Source organism: Polynucleobacter necessarius, from assembly GCF_900095195.1.
GTDB classification, from domain to species: Bacteria; Pseudomonadota; Gammaproteobacteria; order Burkholderiales; family Burkholderiaceae; genus Polynucleobacter; species Polynucleobacter necessarius_G.
This window is the reverse complement of record NZ_LT606950.1, coordinates 1,054,277-1,071,275: the sequence shown is the minus strand read 5'-3', so window position 1 is coordinate 1,071,275 and position 16,999 is coordinate 1,054,277. Positions and strand designations below refer to the sequence as shown.

The window sequence follows — 16,999 nt, the reverse complement described above, 5'->3', positions numbered from 1 at the left end:
AGTATCCACATGGAAAAAGCCAATCGCGAACAGTTCTCTAAAGCCCGCTTACTGGTAGTGGGTGATGTGATGCTCGATCGTTATTGGTTTGGCGATACACATCGCATCTCTCCAGAAGCGCCTGTTCCTGTGGTGCAAGTGGGCAAGATTAATGAGCGATTGGGAGCGGCTGCAAACGTTGCCCGTAACGTAGCTGCCCTAGGAGCCCAAACCACTATTTTGGCTATTGTGGGTAAAGATGAGCCGGGCCAACGAGTGATTGATCTGCTCAAATCCGGTGGCGTTGATAGCCAATTAGAGATTGATGCAGACGTACCTACGATTGTGAAATTGCGTGTGATTGCGCGTCAGCAGCAACTCATTCGCTTGGATTTTGAAGAGACCCCTAGTGAAAAAGCGCTAGCCCATAAGTTAGAGCGTTTTGAAAAATTAGTAGGCTCTGCCGATGTCGTGATTCTGTCGGACTACGGTAAAGGTGCATTGGGTCAGGTCGCCCATATGATTGAGCAGGCCAAGGCGCAAAACAAGATGATTTTGGTTGATCCTAAAGGCGAAGATTATGAGAAGTATCGTGGGGCAACGGTCCTCACTCCAAATCGTAGCGAGCTTCGCCAGGTTATTGGGCAATGGACAAGTGAAAATGATCTCACTAGTAGAGCCCAAGCCCTGAGAAAGTCCCTAAATCTACAAGCATTGTTATTAACTCGCTCTGAAGAGGGTATGAGTTTATATACCGATGCAGGTGTAAGCCATGTGAAAGCGCAAGCTAGAGAGGTCTTTGATGTATCAGGTGCTGGTGATACTGTGATTGCCACTTTGGCAGTTGCGCTAGCATCGGGATGGCCTTTAGAAAAGGCGATGGCATTGGCCAATCGTGCTGGTGGTATTGTGGTTGGTAAATTGGGTACTGCTACCGTTACTTCTGAGGAACTACAGTGACTATTATCGTAACCGGGGCTGCCGGTTTTATTGGCGCCAATATTGTTCAAGCGCTAAATGCTCGCGGTGAGAAAAACGTAATCGCTGTAGACGACTTACGACCAGCAGATAAGTATCGCAATTTAGCTGATCTTGACATCATTGATTACCTTGATAAAGACGAATTTCTAGAAGCGTTTAGAAGTGGCCGATTCGGTAAGGTAAAAGCGGTGTTTCACGAGGGTGCGTGTTCTGACACCATGGAATCAGACGGCATTTTCATGATGGCGAACAACTATCGCTATACCATGGATTTGCTCGATATCTGTACCGCGCAAAAAGTACAGCTCCTATATGCATCATCTGCTGCCACCTATGGCGGCTCTGATGTATTTGTTGAGAATCGTGAACACGAGAAGCCACTAAATATCTATGGCTATTCAAAGTTTTTATTTGATCAAGTAATGCGTAAGCGTTTTGCTGAGAATGCAAATTCTGCACAAGTCGTTGGTTTCCGTTACTTCAATGTTTACGGTCCGCGCGAGTCACATAAAGGTCGCATGGCGTCGGTAGCGTTTCACCAATACCATCAATACAAAGCTAATGGTCACGTCAAATTATTTGGTGAGTACAGTGGTTATGCTCCTGGCGAGCAGAGTCGTGATTTTGTATCTGTAGAGGATGTCGTAAAGGTTAATCTATTCTTTTTGGATCATCCTGAAATCAGCGGCATCTTTAATTTAGGTACTGGTCGTGCACAGCCCTTTAATGATGTAGCGTATGCGGTGGCAAACGCTATGCGTAAACTAGATAAAGCACAACCAGCAACACTACAAGAGTTAGTCAAAGAAAAGGCCATTGAGTACATTCCATTTCCGGATGCTCTCAAAGGCAAGTATCAATGCTTCACTCAAGCAGACCTGACTAAGCTCCGCGCCGCAGGGTATACAGAACCCTTCCTGAATGTGGAGCAAGGCGTGGGTCGTTACATCGAGTGGCTTGAGGCAAATTCTGGTTTTTTAGCAAACCCTTTGCAACCTAGCCTTAAAACCGCTTTTTAAGCACCCCTAAAGTCTAGGTACTTCTGCCTAGATGTCGCTACTTGCTGTTATGAACTACCATGTTGCTTATAACTAGGAGTTTCCTATGCGCAAGCTTCCCCTGATTCGTGCTTTCTTGATGTGCTTCAGCGTAATTTTTGTTTGCCATCTTTCAATCGCCGCGCCGACGAAGGACGTGATAGATGTCGAGAATATAAAAGCACCTCCGCGTGATGTAAAAGATATTCTTCAAATTTTGAACCAAACTCGACAAGACCAGGCGCTTATTGAGAAAGCAAAAAAAGTTCTAGCCAAGTCAAAACCTTCAACAAACGATACTAATATTCTTAATCACTATTACTACCAAAGAGCTGTTGCTGAAAATGCTCTAGAAAATAGTAAAGAAGCTTTAGAGAACTATAAAAAAACGGCATTAGATTACCCAAGCAGTGATATTGCTATGCAAATTGACGAGAGAATGCATTATGTTCAACACGAAGCATTGAGGGGCAATTTAGTTCTTGCAAAAAAAATCGCGGAAGATACAAAGGCGATGGTTCCCAATCAACTTGCTGGGTGGAGAATTAGCAGCGGACAAACCATCGTGAATATATGTCTTCGTATGGGGGATTTCGATTGTGCAAATAAAGCTTTAAATACACTTGAATCTGATTACTCGAACCTGCTGAGTGTTGCGAAAAATCCAAACTACATCTACTGCACTAACTGGCAATTAGGCTATGAACGTGCCCGTGGCAAAATTTTTATGTCAGAGGGTAAATTTATTGAGGCGGAGAGAAGTTTTCGGACTGCACTCGGTTTAAATCAAATCATTCTCGATAACGTTAAAGATAGTGGTAAAGATGCGCTAGATAATGAAGTTAGGATATTGCAAGCACTCCAAGGTACGCTTTTAGTCAAAGAGCTGCTTTATATAATGAGTTAGCAAATGCATACCTTGGGCAGCGTCGTTTAATAGATGCTGAATATTGGGCAAGAGAATCAATTGTATTGGCTATTAATCGAGAAGGGGTGAATTCAGCAGCAACATGTTTTGGATTATTAGCCTTATCTAAAATTATTAGTGAACAAGGGAGGCAGGCAGAGGCCGTATTATTGGCCCAGGCAACTCTCAAGGTTGCACAACAATCAACCAATTACTCCGCCCCACATTTAATTGCCGCAGCAAGAAAGTCTTTGGGCACTGCCTTAACGGCAGATAGAAAATATGCCCAAGCTGATAAGGTTTTCAGTGAAATGATTGAAGACCTTAAAGCTGATCCGGAGATCGCCTCTCGCTATCAAACAGGTGATTTAGATTGGGCTATTGCATTAATCAAGACCGGAAAAGCGCCTCAAGCAGTCTCGATGACTTCTGAAATGCTCACGAAGGCGGTGCACGAATGGAAAAGAATTCGACCAGCCTCGCAACCATACGAGCATTCAATGCATCTGCCTTGCAAGCCTCTGGGCAGGGATCCCAAGCATTGGTTGAATTCAAGCAGGCAGTCCCTGATCTTGTAGATCAGACTCGAAATGATTCTGAGAATGCAACAACAACAATACGCCAAACCCAGCGAATGACATTTGTTTTGGAGGAGTATTTGGCTTCATTAGCGCAGCAAGCTAAATCTGATCCTGGAGGTTCTGCAGCGGCTGAGGCATTTCAGATGGCAGATTTAGCTCGTGGTAGTGGTGTGCAACGCGCTCTAACGGCCAGTGCAGCGCGAGCAAATATTACAGATCCTTAATTAGCAAATCTTGCCCGTCGTGAGCAAGATCTTCAGCAGCGTATTAATACACTTTCTGAGCTTTTGACTGGCTTGTTATCTGCGCCCCCCGATCAACAGTTGCCGGCTCTGCAGGCGAAGATTCGCACGGATATTGCGGGGTTCAAATCACAGCGTGAGGATCTTAAGAAAGAAATTGAACGGAAATTTCCTGATTATGCGGAGTTAGTCGAGCCAAAACCAGCTTCTGTTGAGCGTACTCAAAAAGCCCTCAAGCCTGATGAAGTTTTGGTGTCTTGGTACTTTGCTGATAGCGTCTGGTATGTGTGGGCAATCGCAAAGGATAAGCCAGTTCAATTTGCGCAATTATCGATAGGGCGTAACCAAGTATCAAAAGAGGTTACCCAGCTACGTAAATCATTAGATCCTGGAGTTGCAACGATTGATGAGATTCCGCCATTTGATGTCGCCTTGGCAAACCAGTTATATCAACAAATACTGGCTCCCGTTCAAAGTGCCTTCGTTGGTAAAAGGTGATGCTCACAGTGCCGCATGCCGAGCTTGGTCAATTGCCTCTTTCTTTATTGGTAACAAAGCCAACTGCGCAACCTGTAAAAGGTGGAGCAACACCATTTAGTGGATACAAAACTGTGCCTTGGTTAACCAGAGATATTGTTGTTGCTCAAATACCTTCTGATAAAGTCATTACCTTAAAGCTTGATGCAGATTGGGTAGTTTTATCCGCATGCAATACAGCTCAGCTGCCGGTGAAGGCTCGGGATCGTAGGCGGTATTGTGATTGGGCAGAGCCTTCTTCTTCGCCGGCGCTAAGGCTTTGTTGGTATCAAATTGGCCTGTTGATTCTGTGGCATCCCAAACCCTAATGACAGATTTATTTAAAAATCAACAAAAGGCACAGGGCGCTAGTAAGGCCGAGCTATTACGTCAGGCTATGCTGAATCAAATTGATCAAGGCGGCATGAAAGAGGGCGGTAACATGAAATATGCCTATGCCCACCCTTTGTTTTGGACTCCGTTCGTAGTGGTTGGCGATTGATTTAAGATCTATCCGTTGAGTCATTTAATTATTTAAAAGTTTTTATGAAATTTACGAAAGTAATTCTTGCTTCACTAGTGCTGACGGCCTCTCAATTGGCTATTTCTGCGCCGTTGATTAGCGCTAAAGAGGCGGCACTTCCGCCAGCTGCTGGCACTTTGGCTACGCGCGGTATTTCACGTGGACCAGCAATTAAACTCGCATCCCCTGAGGCAGATACCCCTGTAACCGCCCCATTTGATTTCAAGATTAATTTCGAGCCACGTGGGGATGCCAAAATTGATCCGAATTCAGTGAAGGTGGTTTATATGAAATCCCCTTTTGTGGATCTAACGCCGAGATTGAAAAACGCAATTTCTGCAAATGGCATTGATTTCGCTAAAGCAGATGTACCTCCAGGAACTCATACGATACGCGTGACTGTGAAAGACTCTGAGGGTCGCGAGACAAATTTAGTATTGAATTTGGTAGTGAATAAGTAATGAATTGTCCTTACTGTCTCTCTGAGGTTTCTGAAGAGGCTCACGTCTGTAAAACGTGCAGTCGCGATCTATACCTTTTTAAACCCATGATGATGAAAGTGGCCGAGCTAGAAGCTAAGCTTGCTGCGATTCCAAGTACTGAGGCTTATGAATTTCGTATAGCTGAACTCGAGCATATCCTCGAAGAGCAAAATTCGAAATTAGCTAAGCGATCAATGCTAAGTTGGGCTCGTGATATTGCTCTCTATATCCTCGTACCTTTATGTTTGTTGTTGTTAGCGCACTGGCTAATCACGGTTGTATATGACACGAAAATGATTTATCTGAGGCTAGTTTCGATGGTTGTGCCATTGCCTTTTGCCTATTACTTGTTTAAAAGCCACTCGCACAAGCTTCTGCCATGGTTTATCGGCGTTGCTTTTTTGGCGATTGCATCTGTCATTGGTATGAGCTGGATTACAAGCATGGTTGATCGTTCGCCCGTATGGCCACAAAACTTATTCGAATGGAAAGAGGTATTGGAATATTCGGCAAGTATTGCTTTTAGTTTTTTGACGGGCATGTTTCTTGGAGGCGTTGCATATGCTAGCAAGAAGAGGATTAGACGAGAAGGTCTAGTAAATTCAGTCTTAACACTGGCTTCGCTGAATCTGAAAGACGGTGGGGCATCCATTAAAAATGTTCATGGCTTGATGAAAACACTTCAAGAATATGGCGGCACAGTAGTAGCGCTAGGCACTACAGCTGTATCAATCTATACTGGATTAAAGGGAATCATTGGCAGTTAATCTTTTGAAGATTTATCTGATAGTTTTTCTTTGTCAGATTAGTTTCAATGCTCATGGTCAAGTCTTTGATATTGCACATCACCAAGACCCGCCTACTCGGACTCTATTGATTTCTGCGCAAAATCTTAAGGCATTAGTTCTGTTATTTCCCGGTGGTGGTGGACTTCTCCGCCTTCAAGAGGATGGAGGTACCAAAAATCGCCATACTTTCGTGCGCTCAATGAACCTCTGGGCGCAATACCAAATTGATGCAGTGTTGGTGGATACTCCATACGATTTGGGAGATTTGCGAAGAGGCAACCTAAGGGAGCGAAAAGATCATTTGAGCCGCGTTGGTGAAGTAGTTCAATACTACAAAAACAAAACTAATTTACCTGTTTGGATTTTTGGGCACAGCATGGGTACCTCCACTGCTACGTATTTTGCTAGTCAGCTAAATATCTCATCCAAGCTACTTTCGGGAATTATTATCGCTGGAACCATTCAGCCTGCGTCTTTGGATGAGAGAGTTAACTTACCAGTTCCTGGTATTCATCATTTGGAAGATGCTTGTGCTGGAACGTCATTATCGGCAACTCGACGAATTCTTGAAGGAAGACCAAAAGAGTTCGTTTCTAAGTTGGAAATCATCGAAGGAGGCGCTAGCGAGGGAAATGTTTGCGACTCCTTTGCCTATCATGGCTTCAATCAAACAGAGCCTGAGCTGATCAAACGGGCTGCGGAATTTATTCTGAGTAACTGAAGCGTCAGTCAATACTACTTTAGTTGTAGTGCAAAAAATTTAGTCAACCATTTCGCTTATATCTCGTTGTAATCGATCCACGTCCATCTTTGGTCCTGGATTTTTTATTTACTTCGGAGAATATATGACGAATCGTTTTCATTTCAAAGACTTGGGTTTTATAAAATCAGCATTGGTCTCGGCTATATTGGCAATTTCATCTTTAGGCATAGCAAGTGCATCACCAGTAAATGTCAATACAGCAACGCAATCAGAGTTAGAGAGCATTAAGGGTATTGGCCCATCAAAAACGAGAACAATTATTGCTGAGCGTGCGGATGGAGGACACTTTCAAGATGCTAATGATTTACAGAAGCGGGTCCGCGGCATTGGTATGCGGTCCGTAGAAAAAATGGTAGACAACGGATTAACCATTGAGGCACTAAGTTCATTTCGGGAGCCCAACGGTCGGACCAAAAAGGACGGCGGGGCTTCTGGTAGAAGCAATTCGCGTCATCAGACTGGTAATCGCCATCAAATAGAGCGTTCAACGCCACATCGCCGAAATTAAGCCCTTCAGAGTTTAGGTCCGCTTGTGGCTAAAATGGGGCTATGAGCAAACCCTCTTACCTAACAATCTCGCAGACTGTTGGCAACACACCGTTGGTGCGATTGCAACGTATTCCTGGTTTAGAAAACGAGAAGCGTAACAACGTAATTCTAGGTAAGTTAGAAGGTAATAATCCAGCCGGGTCGGTTAAAGACCGACCTGCGCTGTCGATGATTCTGCGCGCACAAGAGCGCGGAGAAATTAAACCTGGCGATACCCTCATCGAGGCAACAAGTGGTAATACTGGCATTGCATTAGCAATGACGGCTGCAATGTTGGGGTACAAGATGGTCTTAGTAATGCCAGAAAATCAAAGTATTGAGCGGCGCCAAAGTATGGCGGCTTATGGTGCAGAACTCATTCTGACGGCTGCCTCTGGGGGGATGGAGTTTGCAAGAGATTATGCCTTGCAACTTCAGCGTGAAGGCCGTGCCCGCTTGCTAGATCAATTTGCCAATCCCGATAATCCCAGGGCGCATATTGAAACAACGGGCCCTGAGATTTGGCGTGATACAAATGGACAAGTTACTCATTTTGTTTCGGCGATGGGGACTACAGGAACGATTACTGGTGTATCAACCTATCTCAAATCCATGAATCCTGCGATTCAGATTATTGGGGCTCAACCTGAAGAGGGCTCTCAAATTCCGGGTATTCGTAAGTGGGCGCCGGAGTATTTGCCTAAGATTTATCAGGGTGATCGTGTTGATCGCATTGAATATGTCACACAAGCAGATGCCGAAGATATGGCTAGACGTTTGGCTGTAGAAGAAGGCGTCTTTTGTGGCATTTCTGCAGGTGGGGCGCTGGTTGTCGCTCTGCGTATTGCCCGTCAAGTTGAAAATGCTACGATCGTTTTTATTGTTTGTGATCGTGGTGATCGCTATCTTTCTACTGGGGTTTTTCCAGCCTAAGCTGGCTTAAGTGGTCTTGGGTTTTTTCTTAGACCCAGCTTTCTTGGTAGACTTTGTGTTGGATTTATCGGCACCATTTTTTGATCTGCCGCTTTTATCGATGAAGTGGTTGGAACTATGCTTTGATTTTTATATCCAAGCGCTTCAGCAAATTCCGCAACACTCTGAGCATAGAAGTAGCTCCGGTTGTATTGCACAATAGTTAGAAAGTTATTCAAGCCCACAAAGTACTGCGCTTGATCGTTTCCATCTTTATCTGGATAGGGGAGATCCACAATCAGGGCTTTGCTTTGATGTTCTACGCCACCCCGTTGTAAATCCCCTTGTTGTGGCAGCAAAATTCCTTTTTCAATGAGTTCGATAACGGTATATTTGAGTTGAGGCTCACCATCCGCTAATTGCTTAGCGGCAGCGATAGCACTTTCTTGCACAGGAAACGAAATCGGCATCCCAGCTTGCCAGCCATGCTTTTTCATAAAGTTGGCAACACTGGTAATAGCATCTTTTGGACTTTGTTTTAAATCAATGCGCCCATCCCCGTCGCCATCGACTGCAAAACTACGAATGCTGCTGGGCATAAACTGGGGCAACCCGATTGCGCCTGCATAAGAGCTGTTTTGGTTGAGGCAACTATTGAAGCGGGTGGCATTGACTCCTTGGCCGCTATTTTGCCCAGGTAATTTTCCTCCAGCCTCGGTCCAGCACATCAGAATGAGTTCTTGAAGTTGGTCTTTAAAAAGCTGCTCTCTAGCAGTCTTGTTTGGGGTGTCAGGATAGCTAAAGGCAAGGGTGGATAAAACATCCTTTACCCGAAATGAGCCTGTTTGACGACCGTAAATCGTCTCAATGCCAATAATGGCCACAATGATCTCTGCGGGCACCCCTGAGTCTTGCTCGACTTTGGCTAAAAAGGCCTGGTTTTCATCCCAAAACGCCCTGCCTGCTTTCAGGCGCACTGGCTCAATGAAGCGCTTACGGTAGGCCAGCCAGTTTTTCTTGAATGTACCCGATGGGGGTAATACCAATTTGCGTATAGAGGGAATCGTTTTAGCATCAGAAAAGCCATTTTCAAGGCTTTGGAGAGGGATTTCTTGGGATTGGGAAACTTGGTTCAGTAACGCGCTCAAGATTTGGCTATAACGTGCTTCTGTAACCGCATCATCGGCTTGGTTTACGATGGATTGTTGAGTGGTATTTTGTTGAATAGGAGCGGTAGTACATGCGCACAAAGCGATCAGCAGAAATAAGTAGGAGACGCGAATGTTCATGCGCAAGGGTCGAAATGGATCAGTATTAAACACAATTCATTGGATTATAAAAAAGATCGATTTGCTATTAAGGATAGCAACTAATGACAACAGGATACATAACGCATGCAGACTTTCTGAAGCATGAGATGGGTAGTCATCATCCTGAGTGCCCCGAGCGTATTCAGGCGATCAATGATCAAATGATTCGAAGTGGAATTGATCGCTTCCTCCATCATCTCGATGCCCCTTTAGCGAGTGAAGACCAGTTGGAGCTGGTTCATAGCCCTGATCATATTGCTTTCGTTAAGGAGCAGGCACCCCAAAGTGGTTACTGTTAGATGGGGACACTATTATGAACCCGCATATCTGGCAAGCAGCATTGAGAGCGGCTGGTGCAACGATCGCAGGGGTAGATGCAGTGATGAATGGTGGAGTGGAGAACGTATTTTGTGCTGTAAGGCCGCCAGGCCATCATGCAGAGCCAACTCGCTCAATGGGATTTTGTCTGTTTGACAATGTGGCTATCGCAGCACGTTATGCCATGGAAACCTATGGAATTGAGCGCGTAGCGATTATTGATTTTGACGTGCACCATGGCAATGGTACTGAAGCAGCATTTTTTAATGACCCTAGTGTCTTGGTGTGCAGCATTTTTCAGCATCCGTTTTATCCCTATAGCGGCCTTGATCCCGCCAATAATATGGTCAATGTTCCACTGCCTGCTGCCACTCGAGGCGATGTCGTCCGATCAGTAGTGGAAGAGAAGTGGTTACCAGCACTTCGCAACTTTGAGCCACAGCTCATCATAATTTCGGCTGGCTATGGTGCACATCGTGAAGATGATTTGGGTCAAATGGGTCTTGTCGAAGATGATTATGTATGGATGACAAAGCGGTTAAAAGAGATCGCGCATGAATACGCAAATGATCGAATCGTGAGCTGTTTGGAAGGTGGTCACAACTTATCGGCATTGGGTCGTAGCGTTGTCGCTCACGTGAAAGCGCTGGCCGATATTTAAATCACAGAGTAAAAGTTAGACTGATAGAGAAAGTAAACGATGACAAATATTTATGAACAAGGTTTAGATCGCAATCCAGCGAACTTCACTCCAATAACCCCCTTATTATTTTTGGAGCGCTCTGCGCAAATCTATCCAAATAAAGTTGCGGTCATTCATGGCAAGTTACGTCAAACTTGGTCACAAACCTATGATCGTTGTCGTCAGTTGGCAAGTGCGTTGCAAAAGCATGGCGTTGGCTTGGGGGATACCGTTGCGGTGATGTTGCCAAATACGCCGCCGATGGTAGAGGCGCATTTTGGTATTCCGATGGCCGGGGCAGTCCTAAATGCCTTGAATACTCGCTTGGATGCAGAGTCCATTGCATTCATGCTCAATCATGGTGAAGCAAAAGTCGTGATCGTCGATCCTGAGTTTTCAGCAGTCATGAAAAAAGCTCTCGAGCTTGCGAAAAAAGAGAGTGGCAGGGAGTTTCTCGTCATCGATGTCGAAGAAAAAGAGTATGACGTTCCTGGTGAAAGGCTGGGCAAGGTAACGTATGAGCAATTCCTCGCAGAAGGAGACTCGCAGTTTGCGTGGCAGGTTCCGGCTGATGAGTGGCAAGCAATTTGCTTGAACTACATCTCGGGCACCACAGGCAATCCAAAGGGGGTGGTGTACCACCATCGGGGCGCGGCCATTAATGCTGTCTCAAATGTCCTTGACTGGGATATCAATAAGCACCCCGTGTATCTATGGATACTCCCCGTGTTCCATTGCAATGGCCGGTGTTTCCCTTGGACGATTGCAGCTCGCGCTGGTATCAATGTGTGCCTACGACGTGTGGATGCGCAGCATATCTTTGCGGCCATTAAAGAGCATGGCGTTACAGACTATTGTGCGGCCCCGATTGTGCACAACCTTCTTGTCAATGCCCCAGATGAGCTTAAGGTGGGTGTGCCTGCTGGCGTGAAGGGCTTAATTGCTGGGGCTGCGCCTCCTGCCTCAATTATTGAAAGTATGGAGAAGCTAGGCTTTGATCTCACACACGTATATGGCTTGACTGAAGTGTATGGACCTGCCGCGGTATGCGTGAAGCAAGATGAGTGGAATGATGTGGATATTAGCGAGCGAGCACGTTTAAATGCGCGTCAAGGTGTTCGTTATCACATGCAACAAGCGATCGCGGTATTGGATCCTGAAACTATGAAACCCGTTCCCGCCGATGAAGAAACCATGCGCGAGATTATGCTCAAGGGCAATATTGCGATGAAGGGCTATCTCAAAAATGAGAAAGCAACCAAAGAAGCCTTTGAGGGTGGCTGGTTCCATTCGGGCGACCTGGCGGTGATGAACCCTGATGGCTATGTGAAGATGAAGGATCGCAGTAAGGACATCATTATTTCTGGTGGTGAAAACATTTCGTCGGTTGAGGTGGAGGATGTTCTCTATCGCCACCCAGCAGTGATTGCGGCTGCGGTCGTGGCTAAACCCGATCTAAAGTGGGGAGAAACCCCTTGCGCCTTCCTGGAAATTAAGCCTGGTATGGAAGTGACGCCAGCGCATCATTGCCCATTGCAAGCAACACTTGGCAGGATTTAAGGTGCCTAAGGCGATTGTATGTTGTGAACTGCCGAAGACTTCGACGGGAAAAATTCAGAAGTTTGAGCTTCGCAAGCAAGCTGGATCTGCCTCTGCGATAGACGTCTAGAAGTCAATGGATGGGGCAGATAAAGTAGGCGGATCACTGTTTAATGGTGGCAAGTTCACCTTTTGTAACGTTTTAATCATTATTGAGAATTGCGCATGAAAATCTTAGTAGCTGTAAAACGCGTTGTTGATTACAACGTTAAAGTTCGAGTGAAATCAGACAACTCTGGCGTGGACATAGCCAACGTCAAAATGAGCATGAACCCGTTTGATGAGATCGCCGTTGAAGAGGCGGTACGCCTGAAAGAGGCCGGAGTTGCAACAGAAGTGGTTGCTGTTTCTGTTGGCGTAACCCAGTGTCAAGAAACCCTTCGTACCGCTTTAGCAATTGGTGCTGATCGTGCAATTTTGGTTGAGACAGACGCTGAGTTGCAACCTTTGGCAGTGGCAAAGATTCTGAAAGCGCTCTCGGAAGAAGAGCAGGCGCAAATGGTTATTTTGGGTAAACAAGCGATTGATGACGACAGCAATCAAACGGGTCAAATGCTCGCGAGTTTGATGGATATTCCGCAAGCAACATTTGCTTCAAAAGTAGTGGTTGCTGACGGTAACGCGATCGTGACTCGTGAGGTTGATGGTGGTTTAGAAACCATTGCGCTTTCATTGCCTGCAGTCATTACTACGGACTTACGCTTGAATGAGCCACGCTATGTCACCTTGCCCAATATTATGAAGGCGAAGAAGAAGACAATCGACACAGTTACCCCAGATAGCTTAGGCATTGATATCACCCCACGCTTAAAAACCATCAAAGTAGAAGAGCCGCCGAAGCGCTGTGCCGGAGTCATGGTTGCTGATGTAGCTGCTCTTGTTGAAAAACTCAAAAATGAAGCGAAGGTGATTTAAATGGCTGCTCTAGTAATTGCTGAACACGATAACCAATCCTTAAAAGCGGCCACCTTAAATGCGGTTGCTGCCGCTTTGCAATGTGCTACTGAAGTGGATGTATTAGTCTCAGGTGGTGGCGCAGATGCTGCTGCAGCGGCCGCCGCTCAAATTGCTGGCGTACGTAAAGTTATCCAGATTGATGCTCCTGCATTAGCAGATCAACTAGCAGAGCCTCTGGCAGCGCAGATTTTATCCATTGCCAATGGCTATAGCCACATCCTTGCTCCTGCAACTGCGAGCGGTAAAAACGTCTTACCTCGCGTTGCTGCCAAGTTGGATGTTGCCCAGTTATCTGATATTACAAAAGTGGTATCAAGCGATACTTTTGAGCGTCCCATCTATGCTGGCAATGCCATTGCGACAGTGCAGTCCAGCGATCCCATCAAAGTCATTACCGTGCGTATGACAGGATTTGATCCGGTCGCTAGTACGGGTGGCTCTGCCTCAGTTGAGAAAGGTACTGCTGCTGATAGTCAAGCGCAATCCTCCTTTGTTGGGCGCGAGCTTACGAAATCGGATCGCCCAGAGTTAACTAGCGCCAAGATTATTGTCTCAGGCGGTCGTGGCTTAGGATCCGGTGAGAAGTATCAAGAGCTTGTTGTTCCATTGGCTGATAAGTTGGGTGCTGCCTTGGGCGCATCTCGTGCTGCAGTGGACGCTGGTTATGTACCAAATGATTATCAAGTGGGTCAAACCGGCAAGATTGTGGCGCCACAACTGTATGTAGCGGTTGGTATCTCGGGTGCGATTCAGCATTTAGCCGGCATGAAGGACTCTAAAGTAATCGTTGCGATTAATAAAGATCCTGAATCACCGATCTTTGGTGTAGCGGATTATGGTTTAGTAGCCGACTTGTTTACGGCAGTCCCGGAGTTAACTAAAGCATTATCGTAATTTCATTCTTCCTTTGATTTAAATTTTCAGGAGTTGTATGCCATATGTAGCCCCCGTTAAAGACATGTTGTTTGTGATGAATGAACTGGCGGGGCTAGCTGATGTCGTGGCCTATCCAGCGTATGCAGAAGCAGGTGCTGATGTTGATTTGGCTCCAGCCATCTTGGAAGAGTCGGCGAAATTTAATCAAGATGTCATCGCGCCCCTTAATTGGACTGGCGACCAACACCCAAGCTCTCTAAAAGATGGTGTTGTCACTACCACGCCAGGTTTTAAAGATGCATTTGAGCAATATGCTCAAGCGGGTTGGCAAGGCGTTATTCATCCAGCAGAGTTCGGTGGCCAAGGTTTACCAAAGTTGATTTCGACCGCTTGTCTAGAAATGGTGAACTCTGCCAATTTGTCGTTTGCTTTATGTCCTTTGTTGACTGATGGGGCCATTGAGGCTCTATTGACTGCAGCAAGCCCAGAACTCTAGGAGCAATATATACCGAAGATGATTTCGGGTGAATGGACGGGCACTATGAATTTGACTGAGCCCCAAGTCGGCTCAGATTTATCCATGGTTAGATCGCGTGCGGTACCAGAAGGTGACGGTACGTACAAAATTTTGGCACCAAGATCTTTATCACCTATGGTGAGCACAATATGGCCAAGAATATTATTCATTTGGTCTTAGCTAGAACACCAGACGTTCCTGAGGGCGTAAAAGGGATTTCCTTATTTGTGGTGCCAAAGTTTTTAGTGAATGCAGACGGCTCATTAGGTGAGCGCAATGATGTGCATTGCGTATCGATTGAACATAAGCTGGGCATCAAGGCAAGCCCAACGGCGGTTCTCCAATTTGGCGATCATGGTGGCGCAATCGGCTATTTAGTTGGTGAAGAGAACCGTGGCCTGGAATACATGTTTGTCATGATGAATGCCGCACGTTTTGCAGTGGGCATGCAAGGTATTGCGGTTGTAGAGCGCGCCTATCAAAAGGCAGTGCAATACGCTAAAGATCGCGTACAAAGTCGTGATTTAGCGGGATATCCTGGTCCTGTGGCAATTATTCATCAGCCTGATGTGAAGCGCATGTTGATGACCATGTGTGCTTATGTTGAAGCTTCTCGTGTTTTGGCGTATTACGCTGCCGCTGCTTATGATGCGCAGCATGCCGCTTCTGACGAGTCTGTGCGTAAAGCGAATCAAGCAGTTTACGAATTCTTAGTGCCGATCGTAAAAGGCTTTTCGACCGAGATGTCGATTGAGGTGGCCAGTCTCGGGGTGCAAGTTCATGGTGGTATGAGCTTTATCGAAGAAACTGGTGCAGCCCAGCACTACCATGATGCGCGAATTTTGACGATCTATGAAGGCACTACAGCGATTCAGGCAAACGATTTGGTTGGAAGAAAAACAGTGCGCGATGGTGGTGCGACTGCAAAAGTATTGTCACAACAAATTGCGGATACTGAAAAAGCGCTTTCGGCAAGTGGTAGCGCCGTTGCCAAAGCCGTTCTGAAGCAGTTGATTGCAGGGCGTGCAGCATTTGATGAGGCGGTTGCCTACGTCCTTGCTAACGCAAAGTCAGATGCGAAGGCGGTCTATGCTGGTAGCTTTGCATACCTACGTTTATCGGGTTTAGTCTTGGGTGGCTGCAAATGGCGCGTGGTCTTTTGGCGGCTGAGCGCTTGCGTGATAGCGATCCAACTTTCTACAATACCAAGATTGCAACAGCACATTTCTATGCTGAAAACTTATTGCCACAAGCACAAACATTGGCAACATCCATAGTTGAGGGCGGTCACTCTACGAATGCGTTAGAGGTAGAACACTTCTAAGACGCTATTTGCAGCAATCTGCTGAAGGCTATCCGCATTATTGGGATAGCTTTCTCGCTTCTTTGAGTTGCGAAATAAAAAATTGCTCAAACGCAACGGCCAGAAAGGTCATCATGACTCCAGCACCCAAAACCAATGCAAAGATCACTGTCAGCACGACGAGCCAGCCAGATTGACTGCGTTCCGCATCTGCAATACCAGGATTAAATTGCGCATCCCACCTGTCATCGGGACGCAAGCCAAAAGCAATCGTAGTAAGCCAACTGGCCTCAAGTGCAATAAAGCCAAAGGTCATTAACACCCAGCCAGGTCCGGATTGAAAATGCGCGTCTTTGAGTAGACCCCAACCTACAAAGCCACCGAATAACGCGAAAAATTGTGCCCAGCCCCAAAATGATTTGATGCCTTGCAAATAAAAACAATTCAGACCGGTACCGGGAAAAAATAAACCTAAGGCACAAAACAATAGTTTGGATTTTTTAACAAAATGTTTCATAAAAATTATTTATTACCAATTGGGCGTTGACTAAAGCTAAGCACTTCGCGATCGGTGCCGATCATTAGTAGTTGATCGCCATTGCGAACAATGCTGCGATAGTCATTGAGTTCATACAAAAAATCATTTTCGAGTTCCATGCGCTGCGGGGAGCACGCCAGTTTGGTGCTGGCAATTTTGCTCAGACTAAATCCACGAGAGTCCTCGTCCAGCTCAGCAGTAAAGCGATTGCACCCAGTAGAGCCACTGACCCGTTGTCCGTTGGCATCAAAGCTGATGTAAATCGGATTGCTTGCTTCTCCCTGAGGGATTTGACGGGTTCGCACTTCACCTATGGAGTGTGGGGGCAGATTCCAGCGGGTTAGTTCCCATTTGGTATTGCGCAGCTCTGCGCTTGGAGGACTAATTTTGGCGCTGCAAGGGGGGGTGACATTGGCGCAGGCAGTCAAAAGGCCCAGCCCAAGGCAGGTCAATGTTCTGAAAAGGCGATTTTGAGAGCCTCTAGGCGCCCGGAAACTCGGTATTTGGCCGACCATATTATCTTAAGTTGTTGATTTATATAAATTATTTTAAATAGAAGCACATTCATTCTACTGGCTTCGACGGCTAAATAGGTGGAAGAAGTAGGGGTTTTCGTCTAGAATATGAGGTTTTCTGCTTTACCGTACATTTTGTTGGTGA

The 16,999-nt window shown here is 46.0% G+C and carries 18 protein-coding genes and 3 pseudogenes; 18 read left to right on the top strand and 3 right to left on the bottom strand.

What is annotated here, in order from left to right; all coding sequences use genetic code 11:
* Positions 1-9 precede the first annotated feature (9 nt).
* From rfaE1 to cysM, 13 genes are all read left to right on the top strand, one after another.
* A complete protein-coding gene (gene rfaE1, locus BQ1619_RS06045; protein WP_114662844.1) occupies positions 10-939 on the top strand; it encodes a D-glycero-beta-D-manno-heptose-7-phosphate kinase in 930 nt (309 codons plus the stop codon).
* Complete coding sequence (gene rfaD, locus BQ1619_RS06040) at positions 936-1,979, top strand: ADP-glyceromanno-heptose 6-epimerase (RefSeq protein ID WP_114662842.1); 1,044 nt, start codon at positions 936-938, stop codon at positions 1,977-1,979. The genes rfaE1 and rfaD overlap by 4 nt, the downstream gene beginning before the upstream one ends.
* An 85-nt stretch (positions 1,980-2,064) precedes the next feature.
* Positions 2,065-2,904 (top strand): hypothetical protein, encoded by an 840-nt coding sequence (locus BQ1619_RS06035; RefSeq protein ID WP_114662840.1) that lies wholly within the window; start codon positions 2,065-2,067, stop codon positions 2,902-2,904.
* An 86-nt stretch (positions 2,905-2,990) separates the two neighbouring features.
* Entirely contained in the window at positions 2,991-3,482 is a 492-nt protein-coding gene (locus BQ1619_RS06030) for a hypothetical protein (RefSeq protein WP_231968555.1), read from the top strand.
* Between the two features lie 56 nt (positions 3,483-3,538).
* A complete protein-coding gene (locus BQ1619_RS08715) occupies positions 3,539-3,709 on the top strand; it encodes a hypothetical protein (RefSeq protein WP_162784613.1) in 171 nt (56 codons plus the stop codon).
* 63 nt (positions 3,710-3,772) lie between these two features.
* Positions 3,773-4,225, top strand: coding sequence for a hypothetical protein (locus BQ1619_RS06025; RefSeq protein ID WP_114662836.1), 453 nt, complete (start codon positions 3,773-3,775; stop codon positions 4,223-4,225).
* A gap of 32 nt (positions 4,226-4,257) precedes the next feature.
* The gene (locus BQ1619_RS08710) at positions 4,258-4,572 is read left to right on the top strand and encodes a hypothetical protein (protein ID WP_231968660.1); all 315 of its coding nucleotides are present in this window, start codon (positions 4,258-4,260) and stop codon (positions 4,570-4,572) included.
* Positions 4,488-4,745, top strand: a complete 258-nt coding sequence (locus tag BQ1619_RS06020; RefSeq protein WP_114662834.1) for a CHAT domain-containing protein — start codon at positions 4,488-4,490, stop codon at positions 4,743-4,745. Before BQ1619_RS08710 ends, BQ1619_RS06020 begins: the two co-directional genes overlap by 85 nt.
* 44 nt (positions 4,746-4,789) lie before the next feature.
* Positions 4,790-5,227, top strand: a complete 438-nt coding sequence (locus BQ1619_RS06015) for an alginate lyase family protein (protein ID WP_114662832.1) — start codon at positions 4,790-4,792, stop codon at positions 5,225-5,227.
* Positions 5,227-6,015 (top strand): hypothetical protein, encoded by a 789-nt coding sequence (locus BQ1619_RS06010; RefSeq protein WP_114662830.1) that lies wholly within the window; start codon positions 5,227-5,229, stop codon positions 6,013-6,015. Before BQ1619_RS06015 ends, BQ1619_RS06010 begins: the two co-directional genes overlap by 1 nt.
* The gene (locus BQ1619_RS06005) at positions 6,005-6,757 is read left to right on the top strand and encodes a lipase/acyltransferase domain-containing protein (protein ID WP_114662828.1); all 753 of its coding nucleotides are present in this window, start codon (positions 6,005-6,007) and stop codon (positions 6,755-6,757) included. The genes BQ1619_RS06010 and BQ1619_RS06005 overlap by 11 nt, the downstream gene beginning before the upstream one ends.
* 124 nt (positions 6,758-6,881) lie before the next feature.
* Positions 6,882-7,307 (top strand): ComEA family DNA-binding protein, encoded by a 426-nt coding sequence (locus BQ1619_RS06000; RefSeq protein ID WP_114662826.1) that lies wholly within the window; start codon positions 6,882-6,884, stop codon positions 7,305-7,307.
* A 41-nt stretch (positions 7,308-7,348) separates the two neighbouring features.
* Positions 7,349-8,260, top strand: coding sequence for a cysteine synthase CysM (cysM, locus tag BQ1619_RS05995; protein ID WP_114662824.1), 912 nt, complete (start codon positions 7,349-7,351; stop codon positions 8,258-8,260).
* Here cysM and BQ1619_RS05990 read toward each other — a convergent pair.
* Complete coding sequence (locus tag BQ1619_RS05990) at positions 8,257-9,561, bottom strand: lytic murein transglycosylase (protein ID WP_231968554.1); 1,305 nt, start codon at positions 9,559-9,561, stop codon at positions 8,257-8,259. The two genes, cysM and BQ1619_RS05990, sit on opposite strands and share 4 nt — an antisense overlap.
* A 50-nt stretch (positions 9,562-9,611) precedes the next feature.
* Between BQ1619_RS05990 and BQ1619_RS05985 the strand changes: the two are divergent.
* From BQ1619_RS05985 to BQ1619_RS05965, 5 genes and pseudogenes are all read left to right on the top strand, one after another.
* Positions 9,612-10,528, top strand: a pseudogene (locus BQ1619_RS05985) (histone deacetylase family protein).
* Between the two features lie 39 nt (positions 10,529-10,567).
* Positions 10,568-12,218, top strand: a pseudogene (locus BQ1619_RS05980) (acyl-CoA synthetase).
* A gap of 95 nt (positions 12,219-12,313) precedes the next feature.
* Entirely contained in the window at positions 12,314-13,063 is a 750-nt protein-coding gene (locus BQ1619_RS05975; protein ID WP_114662822.1) for an electron transfer flavoprotein subunit beta/FixA family protein, read from the top strand.
* A complete protein-coding gene (locus tag BQ1619_RS05970; RefSeq protein WP_114662820.1) occupies positions 13,064-13,999 on the top strand; it encodes an electron transfer flavoprotein subunit alpha/FixB family protein in 936 nt (311 codons plus the stop codon).
* 37 nt (positions 14,000-14,036) lie between these two features.
* Positions 14,037-15,822, top strand: a pseudogene (locus BQ1619_RS05965) (acyl-CoA dehydrogenase).
* A gap of 37 nt (positions 15,823-15,859) precedes the next feature.
* Here BQ1619_RS05965 and BQ1619_RS05960 read toward each other — a convergent pair.
* Positions 15,860-16,318, bottom strand: a complete 459-nt coding sequence (locus BQ1619_RS05960) for a hypothetical protein (RefSeq protein WP_114662818.1) — start codon at positions 16,316-16,318, stop codon at positions 15,860-15,862.
* 5 nt (positions 16,319-16,323) lie between these two features.
* Positions 16,324-16,767: an META domain-containing protein gene (locus BQ1619_RS05955; protein ID WP_231968553.1), complete on the bottom strand. Its 444-nt coding sequence runs from the start codon at positions 16,765-16,767 to the stop codon at positions 16,324-16,326.
* Between the last annotated feature and the right edge of the window lie 232 nt (positions 16,768-16,999).

Excerpts from the sequence above, each read along its gene's own strand:
- rfaE1 (WP_114662844.1), top strand. The coding sequence starts at position 10 with ATGGAAAAAGCCAATCGCGAACAGTTCTCTAAAGCCCGCTTACTGGTA.
- BQ1619_RS06035 (WP_114662840.1), top strand. The coding sequence starts at position 2,065 with ATGCGCAAGCTTCCCCTGATTCGTGCTTTCTTGATGTGCTTCAGCGTA.
- BQ1619_RS08715 (WP_162784613.1), top strand. The coding sequence starts at position 3,539 with ATGACATTTGTTTTGGAGGAGTATTTGGCTTCATTAGCGCAGCAAGCT.
- BQ1619_RS06015 (WP_114662832.1), top strand. The coding sequence starts at position 4,790 with ATGAAATTTACGAAAGTAATTCTTGCTTCACTAGTGCTGACGGCCTCT.
- BQ1619_RS06010 (WP_114662830.1), top strand. The coding sequence starts at position 5,227 with ATGAATTGTCCTTACTGTCTCTCTGAGGTTTCTGAAGAGGCTCACGTC.
- BQ1619_RS06000 (WP_114662826.1), top strand. The coding sequence starts at position 6,882 with ATGACGAATCGTTTTCATTTCAAAGACTTGGGTTTTATAAAATCAGCA.
- cysM (WP_114662824.1), top strand. The coding sequence starts at position 7,349 with ATGAGCAAACCCTCTTACCTAACAATCTCGCAGACTGTTGGCAACACA.
- BQ1619_RS05975 (WP_114662822.1), top strand. The coding sequence starts at position 12,314 with ATGAAAATCTTAGTAGCTGTAAAACGCGTTGTTGATTACAACGTTAAA.
- BQ1619_RS05970 (WP_114662820.1), top strand. The coding sequence starts at position 13,064 with ATGGCTGCTCTAGTAATTGCTGAACACGATAACCAATCCTTAAAAGCG.
- BQ1619_RS05960 (WP_114662818.1), bottom strand. The coding sequence starts at position 16,318 with ATGAAACATTTTGTTAAAAAATCCAAACTATTGTTTTGTGCCTTAGGT.